General features: G+C 59.4%; 17 protein-coding genes and 1 tRNA gene. 12 read left to right on the top strand and 6 right to left on the bottom strand.

What is annotated here, in order from left to right:
• Positions 1–11 precede the first annotated feature (11 nt).
• From V6N02_RS03670 to V6N02_RS03695, 6 genes are all read left to right on the top strand, one after another.
• Positions 12–1,043: a cysteine synthase A gene (locus V6N02_RS03670; RefSeq protein ID WP_371224133.1), complete on the top strand. Its 1,032-nt coding sequence runs from the start codon at positions 12–14 to the stop codon at positions 1,041–1,043.
• Entirely contained in the window at positions 1,040–3,487 is a 2,448-nt protein-coding gene (locus V6N02_RS03675; RefSeq protein ID WP_371224134.1) for a DUF3772 domain-containing protein, read from the top strand. The genes V6N02_RS03670 and V6N02_RS03675 overlap by 4 nt, the downstream gene beginning before the upstream one ends.
• The gene (locus tag V6N02_RS03680) at positions 3,484–4,203 is read left to right on the top strand and encodes an alanyl-tRNA editing protein (RefSeq protein ID WP_371224135.1); all 720 of its coding nucleotides are present in this window, start codon (positions 3,484–3,486) and stop codon (positions 4,201–4,203) included. Before V6N02_RS03675 ends, V6N02_RS03680 begins: the two co-directional genes overlap by 4 nt.
• A gap of 60 nt (positions 4,204–4,263) precedes the next feature.
• A tRNA-Ser gene (locus tag V6N02_RS03685) sits at positions 4,264–4,353 on the top strand.
• Between the two features lie 79 nt (positions 4,354–4,432).
• The gene (locus V6N02_RS03690) at positions 4,433–4,930 is read left to right on the top strand and encodes an FAD-dependent oxidoreductase (RefSeq protein WP_371224136.1); all 498 of its coding nucleotides are present in this window, start codon (positions 4,433–4,435) and stop codon (positions 4,928–4,930) included.
• Complete coding sequence (locus V6N02_RS03695) at positions 4,875–5,705, top strand: flavin monoamine oxidase family protein (RefSeq protein WP_371224137.1); 831 nt, start codon at positions 4,875–4,877, stop codon at positions 5,703–5,705. The genes V6N02_RS03690 and V6N02_RS03695 overlap by 56 nt, the downstream gene beginning before the upstream one ends.
• On the opposite strand, the gene V6N02_RS03700 is transcribed toward V6N02_RS03695, so the two are convergent.
• Positions 5,702–6,565, bottom strand: coding sequence for a LysR family transcriptional regulator (locus V6N02_RS03700; protein WP_371224138.1), 864 nt, complete (start codon positions 6,563–6,565; stop codon positions 5,702–5,704). The two genes, V6N02_RS03695 and V6N02_RS03700, sit on opposite strands and share 4 nt — an antisense overlap.
• 98 nt (positions 6,566–6,663) lie before the next feature.
• Here V6N02_RS03700 and V6N02_RS03705 point away from each other — a divergent pair, with 98 nt between their 5' ends.
• Complete coding sequence (locus V6N02_RS03705; protein WP_371224139.1) at positions 6,664–8,226, top strand: proton-conducting transporter transmembrane domain-containing protein; 1,563 nt, start codon at positions 6,664–6,666, stop codon at positions 8,224–8,226.
• Between the two features lie 5 nt (positions 8,227–8,231).
• Positions 8,232–10,616, top strand: coding sequence for a YbcC family protein (locus V6N02_RS03710; RefSeq protein WP_371224140.1), 2,385 nt, complete (start codon positions 8,232–8,234; stop codon positions 10,614–10,616).
• A gap of 108 nt (positions 10,617–10,724) precedes the next feature.
• On the opposite strand, the gene V6N02_RS03715 is transcribed toward V6N02_RS03710, so the two are convergent.
• Positions 10,725–12,068, bottom strand: coding sequence for an NAD(P)-binding domain-containing protein (locus V6N02_RS03715; RefSeq protein ID WP_371224141.1), 1,344 nt, complete (start codon positions 12,066–12,068; stop codon positions 10,725–10,727).
• A gap of 116 nt (positions 12,069–12,184) precedes the next feature.
• Here V6N02_RS03715 and V6N02_RS03720 point away from each other — a divergent pair, with 116 nt between their 5' ends.
• On the top strand, positions 12,185–13,486 hold the full coding sequence (locus V6N02_RS03720; protein ID WP_371224563.1) for an ABC transporter substrate-binding protein: 1,302 nt from the start codon (positions 12,185–12,187) through the stop codon (positions 13,484–13,486).
• On the opposite strand, the gene V6N02_RS03725 is transcribed toward V6N02_RS03720, so the two are convergent.
• Entirely contained in the window at positions 13,471–14,205 is a 735-nt protein-coding gene (locus tag V6N02_RS03725) for a FadR/GntR family transcriptional regulator (protein WP_371224142.1), read from the bottom strand. The two genes, V6N02_RS03720 and V6N02_RS03725, sit on opposite strands and share 16 nt — an antisense overlap.
• Positions 14,206–14,307: 102 nt before the next feature.
• Positions 14,308–16,743, bottom strand: coding sequence for a GcvT family protein (locus V6N02_RS03730; protein ID WP_371224143.1), 2,436 nt, complete (start codon positions 16,741–16,743; stop codon positions 14,308–14,310).
• A 188-nt stretch (positions 16,744–16,931) separates the two neighbouring features.
• On the opposite strand from V6N02_RS03730, the gene V6N02_RS03735 reads away from it, so the two are divergent.
• Entirely contained in the window at positions 16,932–18,461 is a 1,530-nt protein-coding gene (locus V6N02_RS03735) for a trimethylamine methyltransferase family protein (RefSeq protein WP_371224144.1), read from the top strand.
• A 20-nt stretch (positions 18,462–18,481) separates the two neighbouring features.
• On the opposite strand, the gene V6N02_RS03740 is transcribed toward V6N02_RS03735, so the two are convergent.
• Both V6N02_RS03740 and V6N02_RS03745 read right to left on the bottom strand, forming a co-directional pair.
• Complete coding sequence (locus V6N02_RS03740; RefSeq protein ID WP_371224145.1) at positions 18,482–19,456, bottom strand: LysR family transcriptional regulator; 975 nt, start codon at positions 19,454–19,456, stop codon at positions 18,482–18,484.
• An 81-nt stretch (positions 19,457–19,537) separates the two neighbouring features.
• Positions 19,538–22,063 (bottom strand): hybrid sensor histidine kinase/response regulator, encoded by a 2,526-nt coding sequence (locus V6N02_RS03745; protein ID WP_371224146.1) that lies wholly within the window; start codon positions 22,061–22,063, stop codon positions 19,538–19,540.
• A gap of 177 nt (positions 22,064–22,240) precedes the next feature.
• On the opposite strand from V6N02_RS03745, the gene V6N02_RS03750 reads away from it, so the two are divergent.
• Together V6N02_RS03750 and V6N02_RS03755 are read left to right on the top strand one after the other, a co-directional pair.
• On the top strand, positions 22,241–22,846 hold the full coding sequence (locus V6N02_RS03750; RefSeq protein ID WP_371224147.1) for a response regulator: 606 nt from the start codon (positions 22,241–22,243) through the stop codon (positions 22,844–22,846).
• A 45-nt stretch (positions 22,847–22,891) separates the two neighbouring features.
• On the top strand, positions 22,892–24,934 hold the full coding sequence (locus V6N02_RS03755) for a hypothetical protein (protein ID WP_371224148.1): 2,043 nt from the start codon (positions 22,892–22,894) through the stop codon (positions 24,932–24,934).
• Positions 24,935–24,949 lie beyond the last annotated feature (15 nt).

Raw genomic sequence — 24,949 nt, forward strand, 5'->3', positions numbered from 1 at the left:
GGATAGTTTTGATGGCATTCGCACCTGATCTGGCCGCAGCGGTGGGCAACACGCCCCTGATCAAACTGCGCCGCGCGAGCGAAGAAACCGGTTGTACCATTCTGGGCAAATGCGAGTTTCTGAACCCCGGCCAATCCGTCAAGGACCGCGCCGCCCTGTCCATTATCAAAGATGCGGTTGCCAAGGGCACGCTGGCCCCGGGTGGCACGATTGTCGAGGGCACCGCCGGCAATACAGGCATCGGCCTGGCACTGGTCGGGGCCTCGATGGGGTTCAAGACCGTGATTGTGATCCCCGAGACCCAGAGCGAAGAAAAGAAAGACATGCTACGGCTGGCGGGGGCTGATCTGGTGCAGGTTCCGGCGGCCCCATATTCAAATCCGAACAATTTTGTTCGGTATTCCGAGCGTTTAACCGAAAAACTTGCAGCAACCGAACAAAACGGAGTCATCTGGGCCAACCAGTTCGATAACATTGCCAACCGTCAGGCGCATATCGACACCACCGGGCCAGAGATTTGGGAACAGACAGACGGCAAAGTAGACGGTTTCATCTGTGCCTGCGGTTCGGGTGGTACGCTGACCGGCGTCGCGATGGCATTACAGTCCAAAGGCGTCAAGATCGGTCTGGTCGATCCGATGGGAGCCAAGCTCTATTCCTGGTATAAGCACGGTGTCCTTGAATCCGAAGGCGGGTCCATTGCTGAAGGGATCGGGCAGGTGCGCATCACCAAGAACCTTGAAGGGTTGGCCCCGGATTTCGTTACTCAGGTGAGCGACAACGAGGCGCTGCCGATTGTCTTTGACCTGCTGCAGGAAGAGGGGCTGTGCATGGGCGCATCAACCGGCGTGAACATCGCCGGCGCGATCCGCATGGCCAAGGAAATGGGGCCGGGCCACACCATTGTCACCGTGCTGTGTGATTACGGCACACGATACCAGTCAAAACTGTTCAACCCCGAATTCCTGCGTGAAAAAGAGCTGCCCACGCCGGGCTGGCTGGATCACGCCCCGCGCAGCATTCCAGGGGTATTTGTGGAGTGAGTAATCTGCTGCGCATCCTCTGTCTGAGCGTGGCCCTCGTGTTCGGGGCCGCAGCGGCGAGTCTATTCCTGCCGGTTGCCGCGCAAGCGCAACCGGCCAATCTAATTCCCGACTACGAGGCGTGGCAGCGCACGGCGGACCGCGCGGACGAGGCCATCGAAGCCAGCCGTGCCAGCACTGCCGCCTTGGAAGATCTGCGCGCGCAACTGGCCGACTGGCGGCAGAAATTCGTTGCAGGCCAAAGCATCAATTCAAATGCAATCGCGACCGTTCAGAACCAGCTTGACGCTCTGGGACCTGTGCCCGAAGAGGGCGAGGAAGAACCAAATATCGCCCGCAGCCGCACCTTGCTGAACGAACGTCTGGCTGAATTACAGGCCCCGGTGCGGATTGCCGAACTGGCCCAGAGCCGCGCGGACGGATTGATCAGTGGTATCGACAATATCATCCGCGAACGGCAGGCCGAAGAGCTGCTGGAGCTGGGGCCGTCCCCGATAAATCCTGCCAATTGGGCAGCGGGTTTGTTGGCACTCAACAACACCGCGACCTCAGTACGTGGTGAATTCAGCTCGGCCTGGAACAATTCCGTCCAGCGTGCTGAGGCAAAGGATGATTTCCCGGTGGTGGCTCTGCTGGTTTTGCTGGGGCTTGTCCTGGTGGCGCGGGGTCGGGCCTGGAGCAAACGGGCGACCAACTGGATGCTCACGGATCAGCCCGGCGCGGTGCGCTGGATCGGTGCGTTCGTCGTCTCGCTCGGATCGGTGTTCCTGCCGTTTTTCGGCGTCGTTGCCCTGACCGAGGCGGTTTACTTCACCAATCTGGTGGGGCTTCGCGGCGAACAGATCATCAGTGCAATACCGGGACCCACCCTTGCCTTCCTGTTGGCCAGTTGGCTGGCCATGCGGATTTTCCCGGCGCGCGAAGCACGGACCTTGCCACTGAACCTTGACCCGGCACAGCGGCGCTCGGGGCGCCTCTACGGGGCCTCGCTGGGGTTTGTTGCGGGGGCCTATTTCTTCTTTACGATGGTCTCCGAGTTTTCGGGTTGGACCGAGACAGCAATCAATGTCGTCTTGTTTCCATTCATCGCGATTGCCGGGCTGATGTTGCTGCGCATGGCGCGCCTGCTGCAGAGCCACTGCAAGAACGCGATCGGAGACGATGGCGAGGAAACCTTCCGAAACTCGATCGTCAAATTCCTGGCCCTGGCCCTGGCCGTTCTGGGAATCGCATCGCCATTGCTGGCGGCAATCGGGTATTTCAAGCTCGCCCATTTCCTGATGTTTCCGTCGCTCTTGTCACTGCAATTGCTGGCTGCCCTTCTGGTGCTTCAACGGTTGATCGTCGAGGTTTATGTGGCCATCACCCGCAACCGCGACAGGGCGACGGAATCACTGGTGCCGGTAATGATCGGCCTGATACTCGTGCTGTTATCATTGCCGATTTTTGCCATGGCATGGGGGGCACGTCCGGCACAGCTGTCAGAGCTTTGGACGCGCTTTACCGAAGGTATGAATGTGGGCGGCGTTACGGTATCGCCTACGATTTTCCTGACCTTCGCCGTGGTCTTTGCCATCGGCTATATGGCGACGCGGTTGCTGCAGGGTGCCCTTAAGAACACTGTTCTGCCCAAGACCAAGCTGGATCAGGGTGGGCGCAACGCGATCGTCTCGGGCGTCGGGTACATTGGTATATTCCTCGCGGCATTGGTCGCCATCACGTCAGCAGGGCTTGACCTGAGTTCGATTGCCATCGTCGCCGGGGCGCTGTCTGTCGGCATCGGTTTTGGCCTCAGGACCATTGTTGAAAACTTCGTCTCGGGGATCATCCTGCTGATCGAACGACCGATCTCGGAAGGGGATTGGATCGAGGTGGGCGGGGTGCATGGCACCGTGCGCAATATCTCGGTGCGTTCCACCCGGATCGAAACGTTTGATCGCTCGGATGTTATCCTGCCCAACGCCGATCTGGTTGCTGGACGGGTAACCAATTACACCCGCGGCAACACCGTTGGCCGTGTGATCGTTCCCGTCGGCGTGGCCTATGGCAGCGACACGCGCAAGATCGAGGAAATCCTGCTGGAAGTCGGCAAGGCCCATCCGATGGTTCTTGCCAATCCCGCACCTTACGTCGTGTTCCAGGGCTTTGGCTCGGACTCGCTTGATTTTGAGATCCGCGCCATTCTGCGCGACGTGAATTGGGTGCTCTCGGTGAGATCGGACATGAACCATGAAATCGCCCGCCGTTTCGTCGAAGAAGGTATCGAGATTCCGTTCTCACAACGCGACATCTGGATCCGCAATCCCGAGGCCCTGTCAGGTACACCGGGTGCGCCCCCAACCCCACCTGCTGCCTCGCCCCAGATCGAACCTGGCGAGACCGAAGTCAGCCCATCTGAGAGAGATTCCGACGGTGACGCGGCTGGTGATGGGGGCGATCGGTGAGCGCGCTTCTGTTTCGCGACGATCCCTATCTCAGCGAGGTCGAAAGCAAAGTAATCGCCATCACCCCTGAAGGCGGCGTCGTTCTGGATTCCACCGTGTTTTATCCCACCGGTGGCGGTCAACCGGGAGATAGCGGTCATCTGCATTGGGCTGGCGGGAAACTTGCCGTCGCAACAGCGATTAAGGCCGACGGGGATCAGATCGCCCTTGTGCCTGCCGAACCGGTCGGATTGCCTACCGTGGGAAGCAACGTGACGCAAAAGCTGGATTGGACACGCCGGTATCAGCACATGCGGGTCCACACCGCGCTGCATCTTTTGTCGGTTGTCATCCCCTTGCCGGTCACCGGTGGCGCGATCGCCCCCGGAAAGGGCCGTCTGGATTTCAACATGCCCGAAGCACCCACTGACAAGGCACCTTTGGAAAATGCGCTGAAAGCCATGATTGATGCGGACCTTCCCGTGACCGAAGACTGGATCAGCGATGCCGAACTGCGCGCCAACCCCGGTCTGGTCAAAACCATGTCAGTCCAACCGCCAACCGGGGCAGGGCAGGTTCGCCTGATCCGGATTGGGCAGGGGCGTGATCAAGTCGATCTGCAACCCTGTGGTGGCACCCATGTTGCCCGCACCGGCGAAATCGGCCGCGTCCGCCTTGGAAAGATCGAGAACAAGGGCCGTCAGAACCGTCGCGTGCACCTGCATCTGGATGATTAAGCCGTTTTCGACAAAATCCGCTTGATGTTCTGCAACCCCGGACGCTAAAGAGGCGCTTACGGAGCGGTGGCCGAGTGGTCGAAGGCGCACGCCTGGAAAGTGTGTAGGCGGGAGACCGTCTCCAGGGTTCGAATCCCTGTCGCTCCGCCATCTTTCAGATCGATACTGCGATGTTGATGTCTGTGTGTTTGCGGGTTCGCAAATCAAAGCTCCTGTCGTAAGACTAAGTATGAGCAATTCAGATGACGTTATCATCATCGGGGCCGGATCGGCAGGCTTGTCCGCCGCCAAGGAACTGGCCCGACACGGGCTGACCTGCACGATTCTGGAAGGATCTCACCGCATAGGTGGGCGCGCCTATTCCGAAGAAATCGCACCAGGCGTCTGGTTTGATCTGGGCTGTTCATGGCTGGTTGGCGGGGCGGATAATCCTTTCACCCCGATCGCGGATGAGATGGGCATCACGTTGGGTAAGGATGTGGAAGACCTGTTTCGCCTTGGGAGTGTACGTTTTCATCGCAATGGCGCCTTGCTGAATGATGACGAACGGGCAGCTTGTCTGCGTTTCTATGAAATCACCCATGCAAAACTGGCCAAGGGGGCCAAAGCTGCGACTGACAGCGCCCTGAGCGACATTATCGAGATCGACCACGAGTTTGCCCCGCCGCTTCTTGGCGGGATTTCCACCTCCTTGGGGGTTGGACGCCGACCAGATTTCGACCTTTGACAACAACAGTTCGGTCGGCGGGCTGGGATACCCGGTGCTGCGTGGCTATGGCAATCTGGTGGCGGATTGGGGTGCGGACGTGCCGGTGACCCTGAACGCTCCGGCGACAGCCATCGATTGGTCAGGGCAGGGCGTGCGCGTTGAAACGCCCAAAGGTACGGTCGAAGGGCGCGTACTGCTGAGCACGGTATCAACCGGCATCCTTGCCTCGCGTGAGATCCGGTTCGCTCCCGACCTGCCGGAGTGGAAAAGCGAGGCCATCCATGCCCTGCCGATGGGAACTGAAAACAAGATCGGGCTGCATTTTGATACGGATGTCTTTGGCCCCGAGGGGCGCGGATATTACAACACGTGGAACGATGCGGGTGACTTTGCCAAGGTCAACGCCTGCCCGATGGGTTTGAACCTTGCCATGGTGTTTATGGGCGGGCGTCAGGGTGTTTGGCTTGAGAAACAAGGGCCGCAGGCCTGCACCGACTTTGCCATTGACCGGGTCGCCGATATCTTTGGCAACGATATTCGCAAACATGTGGCCCGCGCGATTCCGACCGCCTGGAACAGCGAACCCTGGACCCGGGGCAGCTGGGCCTGTGCCAAGCCCGGCCAACTGCATCAGCGCAAGGCTTTGGGCCAATCGGTGGATGAGCGGTTGTTCTTCGCCGGCGAGGCAACCAGCATTGGCGGGCAGGGCACCTGTAGCGGGGCATTCCAATCAGGCTTGCGGGCCGCTGGGGAAATCATCGCACTGATCGGCGCGAAGACCGCTGCCGTCTAATCTGGCAGCAATTCATCCAGCAATTGATGCGGAAAATTGCGCCGTACGGTAACAGCATAAAAGCTTTCATTGATGCGAAGATCAAAAGGCGCTGCAGCCAACAGACCGCTCGCCACCTCGTCGCGCACGACAACCGAGGGCGCAATCGCGATCCCGGCGTTTTCCCGGGCCAACAGACGCACCATCGCCATATCATCCACATCTGCCAGAATGCGTGGGGTGATACCCAGCCGCGCCACAAGGCTTTCAAACCCGGTGCGAATAGGGCTTTCCGTGGGCAGGATGATGGGCTGTTCGGCCAGCAGGTCTTTCAGAGTCGGATAGTTTAGCCGGGCAGGGTGGCCATAAACCCCGACGGGCTGTTCATCGATGCGGTGGGCCCGGAAGTCAGAATAAACCTCAGAGTGAGGCGGCTCGGTGGTCAGCACCACGTCAAGTGCCAGCGATTTAAGCGCTTCGTAAAGGACCGAGGCGCTGCCGGATTTGAGGATCACATCGGTTTCGCCAGCGGCAAGAATCGGGCGCAAAAACGCCAGTTGGAAGTTGCGGGACAAGGTAGAGAGGGCCCCAACCCGTAAAGGCGGGCGAACCTCGCCCGAGCGATCCAAAGTGGCCAAAAGCTCGGCCCCGGTGCCAAAAATCTGATCGGCATGGTCCAGGGCGATCTGACCCGCCTCGGTCAACAGCAGTTTCCGGCCCGCCCGTTCAAACAAGTCATGGCCCAAGCGCGCCTCTAACTGTCTGATTTGCGTTGATAAAGCGGATTGCGATAAGTTCAGCCGCTCGGCGGCACGGGTCAGGTTGCCCTCATGCGCGACTTCGCGAAAATAGCGCAGATGATGATAATTCATTTCCAACATCGTTCTATTAAACAGAACGAATATCACTAATCAATGTATTTTTATTGAATTAGTATCGGCGCTACCTCTTTGTGAAACCGACTCAAGGAGACGTGCTCATGACCCTTCTTCCCCTCTTGGCCCCGTTCGGGCTGTTTCTTGTGGCCTTGCACTTGACCCTGCGTCCGGTGCCGCGCGCGGATGCGCGGCTGCGCTGGCCGGAGTATGCAGCCCTTGGGGCTGTCGCTCTGGGGCTGATCTCGGCCATCGGGTTTGCCTTCACCGGTCCCGCAACCAGCCCGGTTCTGGGCGTGAATGGGCTGGGCTTGTCGGTCAGGGTCGATATCGTCTCACTCGCGATGATGCTGACCGTGTCCTTCGTCGGCTGGGTTGTGCTGCGTTTCTCGCGTACCGCACTGGACGGTGAAGCACGGCAGGGGCCGTTCATGGCCGGTATGGCGACGACGCTGGGGTGTGTTTTGCTTCTGGTCACGGCGGGCAACCTCGTACAGCTGGTTCTTGCCTGGGTCGCTGTAGGCGTGGGCCTGCATCGTCTGCTACTGTTTTACCCAAATCGGCCGCGTGCACGTCGCGCCGCCAAAAAGAAAGCCGTTTCCGGCATTATCGGCAGCTCGGCACTTCTGGGCGCGGCGGGCCTGCTGATCTGGGGTTTCGGCACCGCCGATATCGGCGAAATCAATGCCGCTGCACGCGCCGGAGATCTTCCACCGATGCTCTGGCTGGCCGGCATTCTGCTGGCCATTGCGGCGATCTTCAAATCCGCTCTGATCCCGACCCATGGCTGGCTGACCGAGGTGATGGAAGCCCCCACGCCGGTTTCGGCCCTGCTGCATGCTGGCGTGGTAAACGCCGGTGGCTTCCTGTTGATCCGCTTTGCCGATGTCTTGCTGGCCTCGCCCGGCGTGTTGGCCACTCTGGCCCTGATCGGTGGGTTCAGCGCGTTGATCGGTGCGGCCGTGGCACTGACGCAGCCAGCGGTGAAAACCGCGCTGGCCTGGTCCACCTGCGCCCAGATGGGCTTCATGGTGCTGCAATGCGGTCTGGCCCTGTTCCCACTAGCCCTGCTGCATATCGTGGCGCACTCGCTTTACAAGGCACATGCCTTCCTCGCAGCTGGGGGCGCAGTCGAGCAAGTGTCGTCGATCCGCCGTCCCGGCCCGGTGGCTGTGCCTGATCTGCGCGCAGTGGCCAAGGCCTTTGGACTGGCTCTGGTGATCTATGCCGGGGTCGGGATGGCCTTTGGTATCCTTGATAAGCCCGCACAGACCGTGGCGCTGGGGGCAATCCTGATCTTTGGTGTTGCTTACCTGATCGCTCAAGGCCTGGCCGACATGGCCCCGTGGCCGCTGACATGGCGCGTGGCGCTGATGTCGGGGGCGGCGACGGTCGGTTACTTCGGCCTGCAAACCGGGGCGACCGGGCTGTCGGCGGGCACTTTGCCGCCGCCGCCCAGCCCTGATGGGCTGATCTGGATGGTGATCGCGCTCGCAGTGTCCAGTTTCGGACTGGCGGCCGTGGCACAGGCCACGTTTCCCCTCTGGGCAGGGCACCCGGCGATGGCAGGCATGCGGGTTCACCTGATGAACGGCCTTTACCTCAACGCGTTGACCGACCGGATGACCGGCCACTGGCGCAATACCAACACCAACGTGAAAGGATAACTGACATGGCCATGCCAACACTCGTCTTCTCGGGCCTCTCGCTTGAGCTCTTTGGGCGCGCCGATGCTGCCATCGCCCATATCCCACCGGCCTTCCCCCTGTCGGCCACAGTTGCGGTGAACCCTTTTTTGGGCCAGTCGCAAGAACCTTGCGCGGTGACCGCCGCCCGCCTGGGCCGGGTCGCCGGTCTGCGGATGTTCCGCGACCGCACCGACCTGATCGCCATGTGGGATGAGGGGCGGCTGACCGAGGCTGATCTGGAGGTCGCCGCCGCCACCGAGCCGGGTCTGAGCGGGGATGCTCTGCGCCGCGCCCTCAGCGCGCCGACACCACAGCCCAAGGCTTTGCCTGACATGTCCGAACTGGCCGAAGCCGCCACGGGCGTTGAATGGTCGGAATTCGTGACCGAACGGATCGGCGCATGGGCCGCTGCCCATTTTGATCAGGGACAAGCGTTCTGGCCAGCGCCCGATAAAGGGCTGTATGCCTCTTGGCGTGCCTTTGCGAGCCGCGATCTGACACCGGGCATCGCCGGCCTGAGCGGATTTGCCAGCGACGTCGCCGCCTTGCCAGACGACCCGCGCGCCGGGTTTGCCGCCGCCTGTGGCGAACTGAACCTGACAGGGGAAGCCGCGGAGTTCTATTTCCACCGCCTTCTGATGAGCATGGGCGGATGGGCGCAATATGCCCGGCACATGGGCTGGATTGCCGAACGGGATGGCGGGCGCAACGAGGCGACGTTTGAATTGCTGACCATCCGCCTGATCTGGGACCTGCTGCTGCACCGGCGCTATGAGGACGAGATTGGCGCGAAATGGGCTGAGACCTGTGAGGCGTTTGCCGCACCGCTGGAGCCCAGCCACGAAGACCGACTGGATGCCGCACTGCAGGAAGCCGCAGATCGCGCTGCTGAACGCGCGCTGGCCGAACGGTTTGAAGACGGTCAGGTCGAGGTGGAGGTCAAAGCCGACACACCGGCCATTCAGGCCGCTTTCTGCATCGACGTGCGCTCGGAGATCCTGCGCCGGGCGCTGGAAAATGCAGATCAGGGCGTAGAGACCATCGGGTTTGCCGGGTTCTTTGGCTTGGCGGTTGAACATATGGCCGAAGCCTCGGACATGGTTGAGGCGCGTGCGCCTATCCTTTTGAACCCCGGTGTTTCGACACGCGTCCATAGCGCTGCGAATGCCGATTTCGCCCGCCGGGTGGAACGTCGCGCGCATCGCGCCTGGGGCCGCTTCAAAATGGCCGCCGTGTCGGCCTTCGCCTTTGTTGAGGCCGCAGCGCCGCTGTACGTCGGCAAGCTGATCCGCGACGCCATGCCCAGCCTGCGCGAGGAAAAGGCCGAACCGGCCCCGCGTCTGGACCTTCCGCTGGAAGACAAGATCGGGGCAGCCAACACCATCCTGCGCGCTATGTCGCTGACCGACAACTTCGCCGGTCTGGTGCTGATCGCCGGTCACGGTTCGACCGTGGCCAACGCGCCTCATGCCAGTGCGCTGCAATGTGGGGCCTGTGGTGGTCATGCGGGGGATGTGAATGCCCGTCTGCTGACCGGGCTGCTGAACGACACCGAGGTGCGGATCGGATTGCGCGATCATGGCATCGACATTCCCGATGCAACCCATTTCATCGCAGGGCTGCATGACACCGTATCGGACGAGGTGCGCCTTTACGATGACCAACCCGACGCCTCGCATGATCAAGTGATCGCGCGGCTAAAGACAGCACTGAGCAAGGCTGCCACCGCCGCGCGCATGGAACGCGCCATGGTGCTCCCCCGGGCCGAGACGCCCGAGGATATGCCACTGCGCGGTGTGGATTGGTCCGAGTTGCGCCCCGAATGGGGGCTGGCCGGCTGTGCGGCGTTCATTGCAGCGCCACGGTCGCGTAGCGCCGGACAGGATCTGGGTGGCCGCGCATTCCTGCATGATTACGACTGGCAGGCGGATGAGGGCTTTGGCGTACTTGAGTTGATTCTGACGGCCCCTGTGGTCGTGGCCAGCTGGATTTCACTGCAATATAAAGGTTCGGCCCTGGCGCCGGAGGCTTTTGGAGCAGGCAACAAACTGCTTCATAACGTGACCGGCGGGATCGGTGTGGTGGAAGGCAATGGCGGGCTGTTGCGGGCCGGTCTTCCGTGGCAGTCGGTCCATGATGGCGACACCCTGCGCCATGAGCCGCTGCGCCTATCGGTGGTAGTGGAAGCGCCAGCCGAAGCCATCAGCACGATCCTTGAGACCCATCCCCAGGTCCGCGCGTTGTTTGACAACGGCTGGCTGGCCTTGTTCACGATGGACGGGGAAGGACGGATCAGCAGCCGCTATGAGAGCGGGAGCTGGCGGCCTCTGGGTGGTAAGGCGGAACTGCGCAAGCTGAACGCGGCGTGATCATCGGCTGAGCAAGGCGCAAATCCTTAGGGTAGATGCCTCCGGCGGGGATATTTTGGCAAGAAGAAAGCGGAGCGCACTCTGATATGGGTGCGCTCCGCTGCTGCATCAGGTCTGCAGATAGCTTTCCAGGCTGTCATCCAGCGCGTCTTTCCACGGGGTGTGGTGCGGCGGCGCCTTCTTCTTGGTCATCGGCGATGTGTAGCCGTTGTTGCGGAAGGCCATGATGTCTTGCTTCTTGTGTTTCTTCCATTCGTAGAAGGCCTGATTTGAGGCCTCGACATCAAAGCTGGGATAATCCGTTTCGCTGATCAGTTCGAGCACATATTCACCCTGATAGGCGATGGCGCCATAATCATCCTCAATCGCGTCTTCCTCGGCCTCGCGGCGGACTGGATCGGCCTCCATCTCGGCCTGCGAGGGCAGGGCGATCTTACCCATGATGTGATCACGCACCCACCAGGCCTGCGCATCAAACATGTTGAACGTATACCATTGGTCTTGCATGCCCAGATACATCATTTTGGGGTTCTTGGTCCAAACCACCCCCTTGTAGAGATCAGCAGCCGCCAGACGGTTGGCGGTTTTCAGGCGGAGATCATCGGGCAGGAAGTTGAAGTGATGACGATAGCCGGTGCACAGGATGATCGCATCGACATCCTTGCTGGTGCCGTCCTTGAAATGAGCGGTGCGTCCTTCGACCTTGACCAGCGCGGGCACCTCCTGCCAGTTATCGGGCCATTTATAGCCCATGGGTGCAGTGCGGTGCGCTACGGTGACCGATTTGCAGCCATATTTCCAACATTGGCTGCCAATGTCCTCAGCCGAATAGGAGGTGCCGAGAATCAGAATGTCCTTGTCGATAAACTCGCGTGCATCGCGGAAATCATGCGCATGCAAGATGCGGCCATTGAAGCTCTCAAAACCCGGGTAATAGGGCACATTGGGCGTTGAAAAGTGGCCCGAGGCGACGATTACATGATCGAACTCACCCACTTCTTCAGCATCATTTTTGGAATCCCTGGCCGTGACCGTGAACATGCCGGTGCCCTCGTCAAAGCGCACATCGCGGACCACATGATTGAACTTGATCCAATCGCGTACTCCGGCCTTTTCCACACGGCCTTTGATATAGTCGAACAAGACGGCACGGGGCGGGAAACTGGCGATTTCCTTGCCGAAATGTTCATCAAACGTGTAGTCGGCGAATTCCAGACCTTCCTTTGGCCCGTTGGACCACAGGTAGCGATACATTGAACAGTGGCACGGCTCGCCATCTTCATCCACACCGGTGCGCCAGGTGTAATTCCACAAGCCACCCCAATCCGATTGCTTTTCATAGCAGACGATTTCGGGGATATCCTCGCCGTTCTTCTTGGCAGACTGGAAGGCGCGCAATTGGGCGAGGCCTGACGGGCCTGCTCCGATCACGGCGATACGTTTTTTGGACATCTTGTAATTCTCCCTTGATTGGTGTGGACCAAATTTGGATACTGGTCTTATTGGTTCATTTCAGTAAGCCAAAATTTGAACCAATCTGTCAATTGCTATCTTCGGGAGGGACCAAGATCGACGCCTCAAGCTTTGCCCATCGCCTGGCGATCAGCGGTGCCTTACCGCGTTTATCGGTTGGTATGACCAATACGGTGAATATCGGCTTTCTCGCTCCGCTGTCGGGGCAGGCGGAATCCTGGGGGTTGCCGGGGCTGCATGGATGCCGGATCTGGGAAAGCTGGTTGAACCAGGCAGGCGGGATTTTGATTGGCGGGCGGCGCTATCCGATTCGCATTCATGCGTTTGATTGCGGCGATGATCCGGCAATGGCGCGCGAAGGTGCCAAGCAACTGGTTCAGGCGCACGATATCAGGCTAATGATGATGCTGGGCGGAGATGCCTTCGCCGCCGTTGCAGATTTCCTGACCGAGAAGAGAGTGCTGACCTCCACACTGTTGCCCTCGGACCTCTCGCCTGACACGCGCTACCTGATCGCACCCTCCGAGGTACATCCGGTCTATGTGGTCACGGGCGTCGACTGGTTGGCGCGTAACAAACCGGCATTGAAAACCGTGGCCATGTGCAGTCAGCAGGATGGGATGGGCCTGCCGTCGCTGGCGACCTACCGTGCGGCGTTCAAGGCCGCGGAGTGGCAGGTGGTGAAAGAGGTGCAGTATCCGGCGATGGGGCGCGGTCCGGCGCAGATCGTGCAGCCAATGCTGGATCAGGACCCCGACGTACTGTGCTGGTGCACCAGCTATACGCCGATGGTGCATGCGATGACCGAATATGCCTACAAGGCTGGCTTCAAGGGGCAGATTCTGTCCTGCACCCTGGATCAATACGAAGCGCTGACGGCCCGCACCTCGACGGAGTTCATGGAAGGCATCACCTTTCAATTCCCGGATTTTGACGATCCGGCCCTGCGCGAGAAGGCATTTTTCTTCAACCGCCCGAACGAGTTTTACGAGGCCTACACCGCAGACTATCCGGGAAGCTGGAGTGCGGTAAGCTGGGAATATGCCGCGATCCTCGACATCTGGCATGCCGCCGTTGAAAAGGCCGGATCAGTCAACACAGGTTCGGTTTTGGCGGCGATGAAAGAACTGGGCCACGTGACCCATGCCTTTGGTCCGGCCGAATGGTGGGGCAGCGATATCTTTGGCATCGACAACGCGTTGATCGGCGATTGGCCCGTTGTCACGATACAGGATGGCAAGGCGCGGATTGTGAGTTTCGGATCAGTGCCCAACTGGCTGTCGAACCACAGCGAACTGTTGAGATCCGAGATGCAAAACCTGGGTCAGATGTGGGATCAGCGGGTGGCGCGGCACGAGGCACCCCCAGCCTTGGGCGCGCGTCAGGTGAGTGTCTGATCGTCCTGCAACAGCAGGCTTTGTTCTTCAATCAGATGGAGTTTGATGAATTCCACGGCCGAGGCCACATCACGTGACGAGATCGCATTGAACAGAGTGTTATAGCGTTTCTGGTGATCCTGTATGCGTTTAGGTGTCAATGCGCGACGGCGCAGTTTGGTACGGAAACTCTGGCGATAGGTTTCGATCGTCAAGCGATAGCATGACGCCAAAAGCGGGTTGCCTGTGCCCTCGGCGATCTGTGTGAACAACGTCTCTTCCAATGCAATGAACGCATCCACGTCGGTCTGAATGGCCTCGATCTTGGACAGGGTTTCGGCCAATGCATTCAGCATCCGCGGCGTCATGTTAACCACCGCCAGGCGCACCATTTCAGGTTCCAGGATGCCGCGTACCACCAAGTGATCCAGCGGGCTGGTATCTTCGGCCAATGTCGGATCGGCACCCGGTGCTGGGCTGGATGAGCGATAAGTGACAAAGCTGCCACTGCCCGCGCGACGGCGGATCACCGATTGCGACTCAAGCACATCCAGCGCCTCGCGCACGGTGTTGCGGGCCACACCCAGTTCCGCCGCCAGCGTGCGTTCCGAGGGCAGGCGGGTATCGACGGGATATTCTTCGGCCTTGATGCGCGCAAAAAGCGTGTCGATCACGATCTGGGCGGTCGCACCAATCGGCTGCGGTGTTGCGGTCTGTGGCTTGCTGGCCTGAGTGTTCATCGGATTCTCAATCGGCGGTAAGGTCTTTCTGACTATACCACTTCTGTCAGAAAAGAACCAATAAATCCGCATCTTGTCAAAATTGGTTCTTTTTTGATGCCATTAACTCCGTGGCAAAGACATATCAGGATCGTAAGGTGAGGGAGGAATGACCAGTGCCGGGGTCATGGTTCCAATGATGTCGATTTCCAACGCTGTGCCATTGCTGGCGAGGCCGGGATCCAAGAAGGCATAGGCGAGGTTCTTGCCAGCCCTGTGCCCATAGTCGCCCGAGGTTACGGTGCCGACAACCTGACCCTCCAGCATGACCGACGCGCCACCATGGGCCGGGGCCACATTGCCCTGAACCTCCAATGTGACGAGGCGCTTCGTTGGACCAGCCGCGTGGCGTTTTGTCAGGGCCGCCTTACCGACGAAGTCTGGCTTATCGAGCCTTACGAATCTGGCCAGTCCGGTCTCGAAGGGATCAAACTCGGTCAGGATATCTGCCTTCCAGTGCAGGAACCCCTTTTCCATTCGCATCGACTCGACCGCGCGGGCTCCGAAATGCGTCAGATCATGGGATTCACCGGCCTTCCGCAAGGCAAGGTAAGCACTATAAAGATGCGCATTGGGAACATGAATTTCATAGGCTAACTCACCGGAAAAGCTGACGGAAAAGACGGTTGCGGGGGCAATTCCGATAAAGCACTCCCGCGCTGAAAGCCACGGGAAAGCTGCGGCAGACCAATCCGCGCGGCTGACGGATTGCAATACTTCGCGCGCCTTAGGGCCAGCCAGAACAAGTATCGTCTGATCATTGGTCAGGCTGCGAATCTGCACATCCTCATCCGGGCGCAGGTGCATCTTCAACCAGTCCATATCGTGCCATTCCGCAGCAGCGGCCGATCCGTACCAAACCCGATCAGGCCCACGATCCGAAGCGGGCAGGTTGGCCACGGTGGCCTCGCTTTTCAGCATTCCATGCTGATTGAGCAGGTATCCCAACCCGATCCGTCCAGACTTTCGCGGCGCAGAGCCACAGAACATCCGGTCCAGGAAATCATGCACGCCACTGCCGGTCAGTTCGAACCGGTTAAACCCGTTGACTTCGGCCAGTCCCACGCCGCTTTGCACGGCGCTGACCTCGGCTTTAACAATGTCAAACACGTTGTTGAATTTGAACGAATAGTCTTCATGAAAATCAGGAGTCGGTTTGAAGAATTCGGCGCGCTCCCAACCATTCACAAGCGTGAATTCCGCACCTGCCGCCTCCAACACCGGGGTCAGAGGTGTGGTTTTACCGGGGCGCCCAGCAGGGCGATGCTCATGCGGGAAGTGAAAGCGAAACTCGTTCTGGTAATCCTCGATTGCCTTCAGTGCGCACAGTTCAACATTGCCGTGAGTGGTGAAGCGGCGCGGGTCCAGCGGCCAGGTATCATAGCAGGCCTCGCCCTGCACGATCTGTTGCGCCAGCAGCCAGCCATGCCCGCCACCTTCGCCAAGACCGGCGCGTAAACCTATAATACAGAATGCATTTCTTTTGCCCGGGATAGGCCCCACTAGGGGGGCACCATCAATCGTATAGGTGATCGGGCCGTTGACCACAGTATGGATGCCGGTTTCCATCAGTGCGGGCATCCGCGCAAATGCACCCTCCAGAACATCCGTCACGCGGTCGAGGTCATCGGGGCAGAGAGCGTTGACGAAATTCGGATCAATTCCGTCCATGCCCCACGTCTTGCAATCCTGTTCGTAAAACCCCACCAGAAGGCCGTTCTTTTCCTGACGGCAGTAATAGTCGCTGATTGGGCAGCGCAGCAACGGCATCCGATGCCCAGCCTCCTTGATGGCCGGGATTTCTTCGGTCAGGAAATACTGGTGTTCCATCGACATGACCGGATGGTGCACGCCCATCATCGCGCCAACTTCGTTCACGCGGTATCCGCAGGCATTTACCACCACCTTGCAGTCGATATCTCCCTTATCCGTATGGACAGTCCAGGTGTCATCGGCGTGTTGGGTCAGCCCGGTAACAGGCGTATTGCGATATACCTCGGCTCCGGCCTTGCGGGCCCGGCGTGCCAGCGCCTGACACAACTGTGCGGGGTCGATATCGCCATCCAACGGATCCCAGAGGCCGCCAACAAGGTTGTCGGTGCTGATCAACGGATGACGGCGGGCACATTCCTCGGCGTCGATCACCTCGAAATGCACATCCATGCCACGTGCCATCGAGGCAAAGTGGCGATAGCCTTCCATCTGTGCCTCGGTATTGGCCAGACGGATGCCGCCATCCCCATGATGATAGTTGATCGGGTATTCGGGATCGTCGGCCAATTCCTTGTAAAGCTTGATGGAATGAGTTTTCAGACCCACCATTGTCTGGTTCATTCCGAAGTTTGTCACTTGCGCGGCCGAATGCCACGTGGTGCCGCTGGTCAGTTCATTGCGTTCAACCAGAACAACATCGGTCCATCCTTCCTGTGTGAGATGATAAAGGGTTGAGCAACCAGCAATGCCGCCGCCGATCACAACGCAACGAGTTTGGGTTTTCATCAGGACTCTCCAATGGGGTTTGACTCACTGACTGCGTGAGAGGGCTTTGGGTCAATCAGATTGCGTTAGTTTCGAGATAGTCGAATATGGTATCTGAAATACTTGTGCGCGCTGTTTTCGACTTGCGCCGCACAGGGGGGAAGAGCGCATGATCCTGCAACAAAGGCTTTTGACCGGAGACCCCATTGATGAGCATGGACACCCCTCGCAAATCCCGCCGGTCCGGGCGCAAGGATCGACTGGCCAAACGCGCGGCCCCGCCCGTGATCAACCCGGCGCCCCCAGGGCAGGTAGGCGGGCAATACCGCCCCCTGAGCGAGGCAGATTGTCAATCCATCTACGCCACAGCCCTACGGCTTCTGGACGAATTGGGAATGGGCGAGGTGCCCGACAGATTGGCGCAGGTCCTGCTGGCCGCAGGTGCGCGTAATCTTGGCAACGGACGGTATGGATTCCCGAAAGCACTGGTCGAAGATATGATCGCCAAGGCACCGAAATCCTTCACCTTTCATGGTCGTGACCCTGATCGCTCGATCGAAGTCGGCGGCAAGACCGTGCATTTCGGGACCGGGGGTGCAGCGGTGCAAACCCTTGATCTCGACAGCGGCCTCTACCGCAGTTCGACGCTGCAGGACCTGCACGATTTCACCCGGTTGCAGGACACACTAACGAACGTCAGCTGGTTCACCCGGTGTTGCATTGCCACGGATATGGAAGATCCGTTTGATCTGGATGTGAACACGGCCTTTGCGTTGATGAAGAACACCACCAAACCGGTTGCGACCGCCTTTACACTGGCCGAACATGTCGATCCCATTGTCCAGATGTTTGATATCGTTGCCGGGGGCGAGGGGAGGTTTGCCAAGCGCCCCTTTGTAAAGGCACATATCAGCCCGGTGATTTCGCCGATGCGCTATGGTGAGGATGCGGTGGACGTGACGTTTGAGTGCCTCAAGCACAATATTCCGGTCTCATGCATAACTGCGGCTCAAGCCGGGGCGACGGCCCCTGCCACCATGGCAGGTTTTCTCGCGCAGTCCCTGGCTGAAACGCTGGCATCTCTGGTCATGGTCAATGCCATCAAACCGGGCCATCCGATGGTGTTTTCCAATTGGCCCCTTGTGATTGATCTGCGCACCGGCGCCTTTGCCGGTGGCGGTGGGGAAACCGTTCTGCTGAACGCGGCTTCGGCGCAGATGTCCAACTGGCTGGGCCTGCCCTCGGGCGTGGCGGCCAGCATGACAGACGCCAAGGCGATTGATGCGCAATATGGTGTGGAAAAGGGCATGACCTCGCTGGCCGCCGGTTTGGCGGGGGGCAATCTGATCTATGAAAGTTCCGGCATGACCGCCTCGTTGCTGGGGGCCAGTTTCGAGGCGTTTATCCTTGATGATCAAATGCATGCGATGACCTACCGCGCGCTGCGCGGTGTTGAAGTATCAGAGGAAAACCTTGGCTTTGACGCGATTTGCGAGGCTGTTCTGGGAGAAGGGCATTTCCTGGGCGGGCAGCATACGTTTTCGGCCATGGAGCGAGATTACGTCTATCCGAAATTGGCGGATCGCGAGAACCCGAAGACCTGGGCGGATGGGGGTGCCCGCGATGCCTGGACAGTGGCCAACGAAAAAGCGCGTGCCGTTCTGGCCGAGCATCATCCAGATTATCTGAATGCCACCCAAGAGGCCGCAATCCGCGACATCTTCACGATTGCGAGCTGAGCCGGGTCAGATTAAGACGTTCACTCAACCCGGTCATTTTGCAAAGTAAAGACTTCGGACAGCCAGGGAATACGCGCCACGGCCGGATCAATCGCGCGGGCCTGAACCAGCTGGCGTAAAGTGTTGGCCACCACTTCGGCAGCCGCCGAAGGATGCAGGCCAGTTGTAAACACCGACAGGTACCGCGCAAATCCCTTCTCGGGGAAGGGCAGCAAACTGACCTGTCGCTGAAACCGCGTGGCACGAATATAGTTGGTGGGTGTGGTGATCGTCCAGCCAGCCCCTTCGGCGACCATCGACATGATCGTCTGGTTGCTTTCAAACTCAAATCGGTTGGGTAAATCACGGCGCAGGCGGCGCAGCTGCGCCTCGATCTGACGGCCTATGATCTGGTCACGGCTGTAACGCAGCAGGGGCAGGGGGCTGTGCCCCTCAAGATAGGCGGCCGCATCCGTGTCAGCCATAGCAGGCACTGCGACAACGAAAGGATCGCGCAGCACCGGATATTCGATCAGATCGTCCTGATCGAACTGGGGACGCGCGGCGATGCCGATGTCCACATCCTGATCACGCAACATCTGCAGGGTTTCATGGCTGGGGCGTGTGAGATGGCGGAAGGTACAGTTGGGCATGGCGGCGCTGAGCAGCCGGGCCAGTTCCGGGGCGATTTCACTGTCAAAGTCCTCAACCACTGCAAGGGACAAGGCCCTCGTGTCCGCCATCCGCCCGCTTTGCGCCTCGATCTCAGCGCGGCGCAGGATCTGCATCGCTTCGTCGACATGGCGCAGAAACATCGCCCCTGAAGGCGTCAGGCGCATGGGGCGCCGTCCGTGATCAAACAGGCTGACCCCCAGCGCGGTCTCAAGCTGGCGCAGGTGATGCGACACGGTACTGATCGACAGGGTTGCCTCTTGCGCGGCGTCCTGCACCGATCCGCTGCGCGCCGCCAGTTGAAACACTTCAAGCCATTTCAGGCTAAGTCGAGATTTCTTCATCGCGTTTTCCTGTAAGGCGGGGCCATACCTAAGCCTTCAAAGGAAACATTCTAAAATATCGAATGTAAAGCGCGTTCGTGATCAGGCAGCCTTACGTCGCCTGGAAAGATGGGCCTGCGTCTCTGCCCAGATTGAAGGCAGAATGCTGAGCGACGAGGTGATGGAGTCGTGTTCGCCCGAGTGGAGAGCAGTTTCAGCTGAGCCCAAGGCCTGTTGAAGCCGCATCGCGCCTACCGTCGCGGCAAGCCCCGCGAACTGATGGAGGTCGGTGATCAACGGGGCAGGATCGTCTGGGGTCAGGGCTGGCAATCTCGAAAACAAGGCGTCCCCTTCGGCTTCAAACCCATCCAGAAGATCGCTGATCTTGTCATCGCTGAGGCTGGTGCGCAGTTCTTTCAGGCGTTGGGGATCAATCATGGGATGCGCGCCAGGATCAACCTTGTTGAGCGGGACGCCAGCCAAAGCGGCACGCAACTCGGCACGACGCAGCGGTTTCATAAGGACACCATCAATGCCCGGGCTGGTGGCCAAGGTTGGCGTCGGATGGGCGCTGAGCGCCAAAATCCGCGAGTTGGCCGAGATGCCATTGCCCTGACGGATGCGTCGGGCGGCTTCGCTCCCGTCCATCACGGGCATCGATATATCCATCAGGATCAGATCAAACCGCTGTTCTGTGGCCAGTTCCACGCCCTCGGCCCCGTTTGTGGCCTGCCAGACACGGTGACCGTCCTGGCGCAGCATTTCTTCCAGAACGGTGCGATTGATCGGGTTGTCTTCGACAATCAGGATGTCCATCGGCACATCGGGCAGGGTGGCTTGCCGGGGCTCGGGGCGGGTGGATTCACTGGCCGGGGGCAGAGGCAGGCGCACCCAGAAAACACTGCCCAGGCCCGGTTCGCTTTCTAGCCCCAGATCGCCCCCCATCAACTCGACCAGATGGCGAACAATACCCAAACCAAGGCCCGATCCTTCGATGGCCTGCGCGCCGCTTTCCAATCGGACGAAATCATCGAAGATACGGGCGTGATCAGCCTTGTCTATGCCGATCCCGGTATCGGTGATCTGAAACTCCACCAGGTCCGGATCATTGGGAACACAGCGGCAGGCTTCGATCGTGATCTGACCATTCTCGGTAAACTTGATGGCATTGCTGATCAGGTTCAACAACACCTGATGCACGCGATTAGGGTCTCCCCGGACAACGCCCAATGGGTCGGTCGGGGGTGGGGCGTGATGCAATGTGTTGCCCCGCAAATTGCCGCTGAGGCCCTGTTCGCGCAGCAGTTTCTTGACCAGCTTGTCGAGGTCAAACACTTCGTCATTCAGGCTGAGCGCACCTTGCTGGGCCTGGGTGATATCCAAGGCATCGTTGATCTGGGTTAGAAGGGCCTGTCCCGAACTTTGCATGATCTTGGTCAGCTTGGCTTGTTCTTTGCTGAGTTTGGTGTCCTGCAACAGGTCCAACGTCCCCAGAAGGCCGTTCAGCGGCGTGCGCATTTCGTGGCTGATCATACCCAGAAACCGCGCCTTAGCTTTCTCGCCCGACAGCGCGGTGTCGCGTGCGGCCAGCACTTCGGCCTGATCCGCCAGACGTCGGGCAATGTTGCGAATAAAGCAGATCACGACAGTCTGACCGCCTCGCTTGGCCCGGTCATTGGACAGTTCAACCGGCAACCGTGTGCCTTTGGCAGTTTGCGCGATGACATTGGCACAGAGGTTCGGGCCGGTTTCGCAGGACTTCTGCAACATCTCGGCGCTGACCCGATTGACCACACCATTGGGATCTTTGCGCAAGAGGACCTGATCGATGCGGGTCGAGGGAGACGGGCTGTCCCCGTCAAAAAACAAGGCTTCTGCCGCACGATTGGTATCTATGATGCGACCATCCGGGCACACCACCATCACCGCATCCTGCGAGGTGTTCAGGATGGTCTCAAGCCGCTTCAAGGTTGTCTGGTTTTCCAGGGCGCGATGACGATACAGCCGGTAAAGCTGCCACAGCAACAAGGTCAGAGACATCAAGGCAAGGAGCAATGCCACGCTCAACAAGCTGACCTGCAAAAGACGGTTTTCCAGCGTACGGCGTTCAGCCAGCGTCGCAAGCCGATCTGCTGTGACAGCAATGTCGAGCAGTTCTGCAATGGGCGTGCCAAGATTCGCGGTCAGGCGTTCCAACGCGATCTGCCTCTCCACAGATTGTCCGGAGGATTCGGCAAGCTGCGCCTCTACCGTTTGAATGGTATCGTTGATCCGTCCAAGCGGTGTCGCAGCGGCGTCTCCAAGCAGGTCCAGGTATTCGGGGTTAGAGGTGATCAGGTCTGCCTGTTGCGTCAGTGCAGCAATCTGCTTTTCCACGTCAACGGCACTTTCAGGCAGGTCCGGCTGATATCGATAAAGCGATTCATGTAGTTTGAGTTGCTCAACCTCCAGCCGCGAAATGGAACGGATCAGGTCGTCTTTTTGGGTGGTCAGGTAATCGTCAAGTTGCAAAAAGACTTGCGTGGTCAACACGATGGTAACCACCAACAACAATGCCGACAGACCACTGAACAGGGTCAGTTGCACCCGGCGGCCGATCCGCCATCTGCCGAGCTGGGCTGGCGTCATGATGCCCTCATCTGTGGTGACTGGCCTCTAATGGCAAAAAAAGGTATGATAGGGACGCTGTTTGTTCTTTGCAAACATCTCTGGCACACACTATTGGGGGCTGGGGGCCTTTTTCGCGGTAATTATGACCTTTTTCTGTTAAAGAACGCCCCGTCAGGCCAAAGGATCGAATTCCCGATGCCCAAGCTGCTCTTGGCTGATGATCACGCTCTGGTGCGCGAAACACTGGCTGATTACCTGCGCCATCAAGGTGGATTTCAGGTTGTCAGCGCGCCCAGCCTTGAGCAGGCGTGCCATGATTACTCGGCGTTCGCTCCATTTGATCTGATCTTGCTGGATTACTCGATGCCGGGAATGGACCAACTGGCTGGCCTGGCACGGATGCGGCAATTGGCGAACTGTCCGGTGGCCATTCTGTCTGGCACGGCGCCGCGGGATGTGGCACGCCGTGCATTGCGCGACGGCGCGGCAGGTTTCCTGCCCAAGACACTTGCGCCCATGGATATGGTGGCCGCGGTACGGGAAATGCTGGCCGGTGACGTCTATATGCCGATCGAGTTTTTGTCTGATCCGGCACAAGGTGGTCTGAGCATCGCCTTGACCCCACGCGAACTGGACGTGCTGCGCGGGATCAGCCATGGCAAATCCAACAAGGAAATCGCCCGTGATCTGAAGATTCAGGAGGTCACGGTCAAATTGCATCTCAAGACACTGTCGCGCAAACTCGGCGCGCGCAATCGCACCCATGCCGCCATGCTGGCGCGTGATCAGGGGCTGTGCTGAAACGGGGTTTACCTTGGCCTACCTCGCGTGTTTAACCACGGCAGGATGAAGCGCGAACGCACATATTCGATGGAAGATTTCTTCGGCGCGCTGCTGTTGATCGGAGCTTTGTTTGCCCTGGGGCTGTTCAATTTCCGATCTGACGAACCCCTTGTCGAGGCTGGAATCCGCGCCCAAGCCAATGCGATCACCACCGAAAGCGTTCATGGGCTGCGCGCCATCGTGGACGGGCGCAACATCACCCTGACCGGACTGGCCGACAGTGAGGTCGAAAAAGACGACATTTTGGGCCAATTGCGCAAGATCGAAGGCCGCGGCAAGCTGCGCTCGGAAGTGACGTTGTTGGAACGTATAGAGCCATTTGCCTTGGGCGCGCGGCTGGAAGAGGGCGGTGATATCAAATTCACCGGCGGTGTCCCAAGCGAAGCCGTGCGCGACGCCCTGCGTCAGGATTTTGGCGAAGGGGTTGACGCGCTGACACTCGCCTCTGGTTCACCGGATGAACACTGGCCTAATGTCGCCACCGCCGGTCTGAGGGGTTTGTCACAGTTGGATCATGGGATCCTTAAGCTGCAGGACCAGACAGTACGCCTGACCGGTGATGCATTGACTCCGGACATCAGGGATCGCGCCCTATTGCTGATCGAAGACCTGCCAGAGGGTTACGTGGTATCCCATAAGATCGTCGTGCTGGATGATGGCACGCCCCTGCGTCTGAACGCGGCACGCAGCGAGGGCGGCACGCCCAGCCTGTCCGGCAAGCTGCCTGCAGAACTTGTCGGGCAATTGCCGACCACCGAGGGGGCCGAAATCGCAGCCTCGCCCTTGCCCGTTCCGTTCGAGGGTTGGGGGCAGGGGGTCTTGCAGGGGGTCGGTGCGTTAGAGCATCTGCATTCTGGCCATCTGGCGGTGATCGGGCGCAGCCTGACCTTGACCGGCGATGCCTGGTCGCAAGAGGCTTATGATAAGGTGATGGCCACGCTTGAGGGGCTGCCATCCCGAATGCAGGTCTCTGCCGATATCACGCTGGCCGATAGTGGCGCGCCTTTCGGATTAACACTCGAAGTGGCGGATGGCATTGGTGTTGCCTCCGGCAAGGTGCCCCGCAGCCTGTCGTCGCCGGTTCTTTCCGCCCTGATTGGCGTACCCCTTGAAGACGATGGGCTTGAGATTGCGCGCATTTCACCCGGCCAGGTATGGTGGGACGCGGCCAGCATCGGGGCTGAGGGGCTAAGCATGAGCGAAAGTGGCACCCTGAAATTCGATGGCACCACGCTGAGCCTGAACGCACTGGTACAAGACCCACTTGCTGCCGAAGAGTTAACCATGCATCTGGCCGGACTGCCCGAGGGGGTGGAACTGGCGCTGGATCTCACGTTGATCGATGATGGAACGCCGGTGCGTTTGACGCTCGATTTCGATGGCAAGAATGCGAGCGCGTCGGGCAAGCTACCCGATAGCCTGACCCTTACCATGCTGAGTGACGCGCTTGGCGTGGAGCTGCTTGAAGATACTTTGATCATCACACCCAACCCACCGCCGCTGAATTGGCAGGCGGCGGCGATCACGGGGGCAGACGCCCTGACCTTGTTTGCCCGAGGGCGGCTGGAACTGACAGGTGATCAGCTTCTGCTCAGAGGCACGGTGCTTAACCCGGCCCGTGAACGCGAGGTGTTGACGCGTCTGGAAAACCTGCCCGCCGGCTACAGCGCCATGACTGACCTGACCTTTCAGGACGATGGCCGCCCGTTTGCGTTCCGTTTAGACTTCGACGGTCACCGCGCCACGCTCAGTGGGAAAACCCCCAGTGACCTTGGTCCGGCGTCGCAGGCGGCGATCCTTGGATACCCGGTGACAGCAGACGCCCTGGACTTCGCGGCTATCCCGGCCGACGCCGAGTGGTGGATCGCAGCACGCGCCAGCCTCAAGGCTTTGTCCCTGCTGCAGAAAGGGACGCTTAGCATGGACGCGCATCAGATTACGCTGACCGGCACCGCCGGGGACACCAGTCGAGCAGATACCGTCACCAAGCAGCTTGCCGTTTTTGAGGAAGATTTCAAACTCACTCTTGAGATCACCGCACCCTGAAGGCTGGCAAACAAA

The sequence above is a fragment of the Roseovarius conchicola genome (assembly GCF_041403425.1).
Lineage (GTDB): Bacteria > Pseudomonadota > Alphaproteobacteria > Rhodobacterales > Rhodobacteraceae > Roseovarius > Roseovarius conchicola.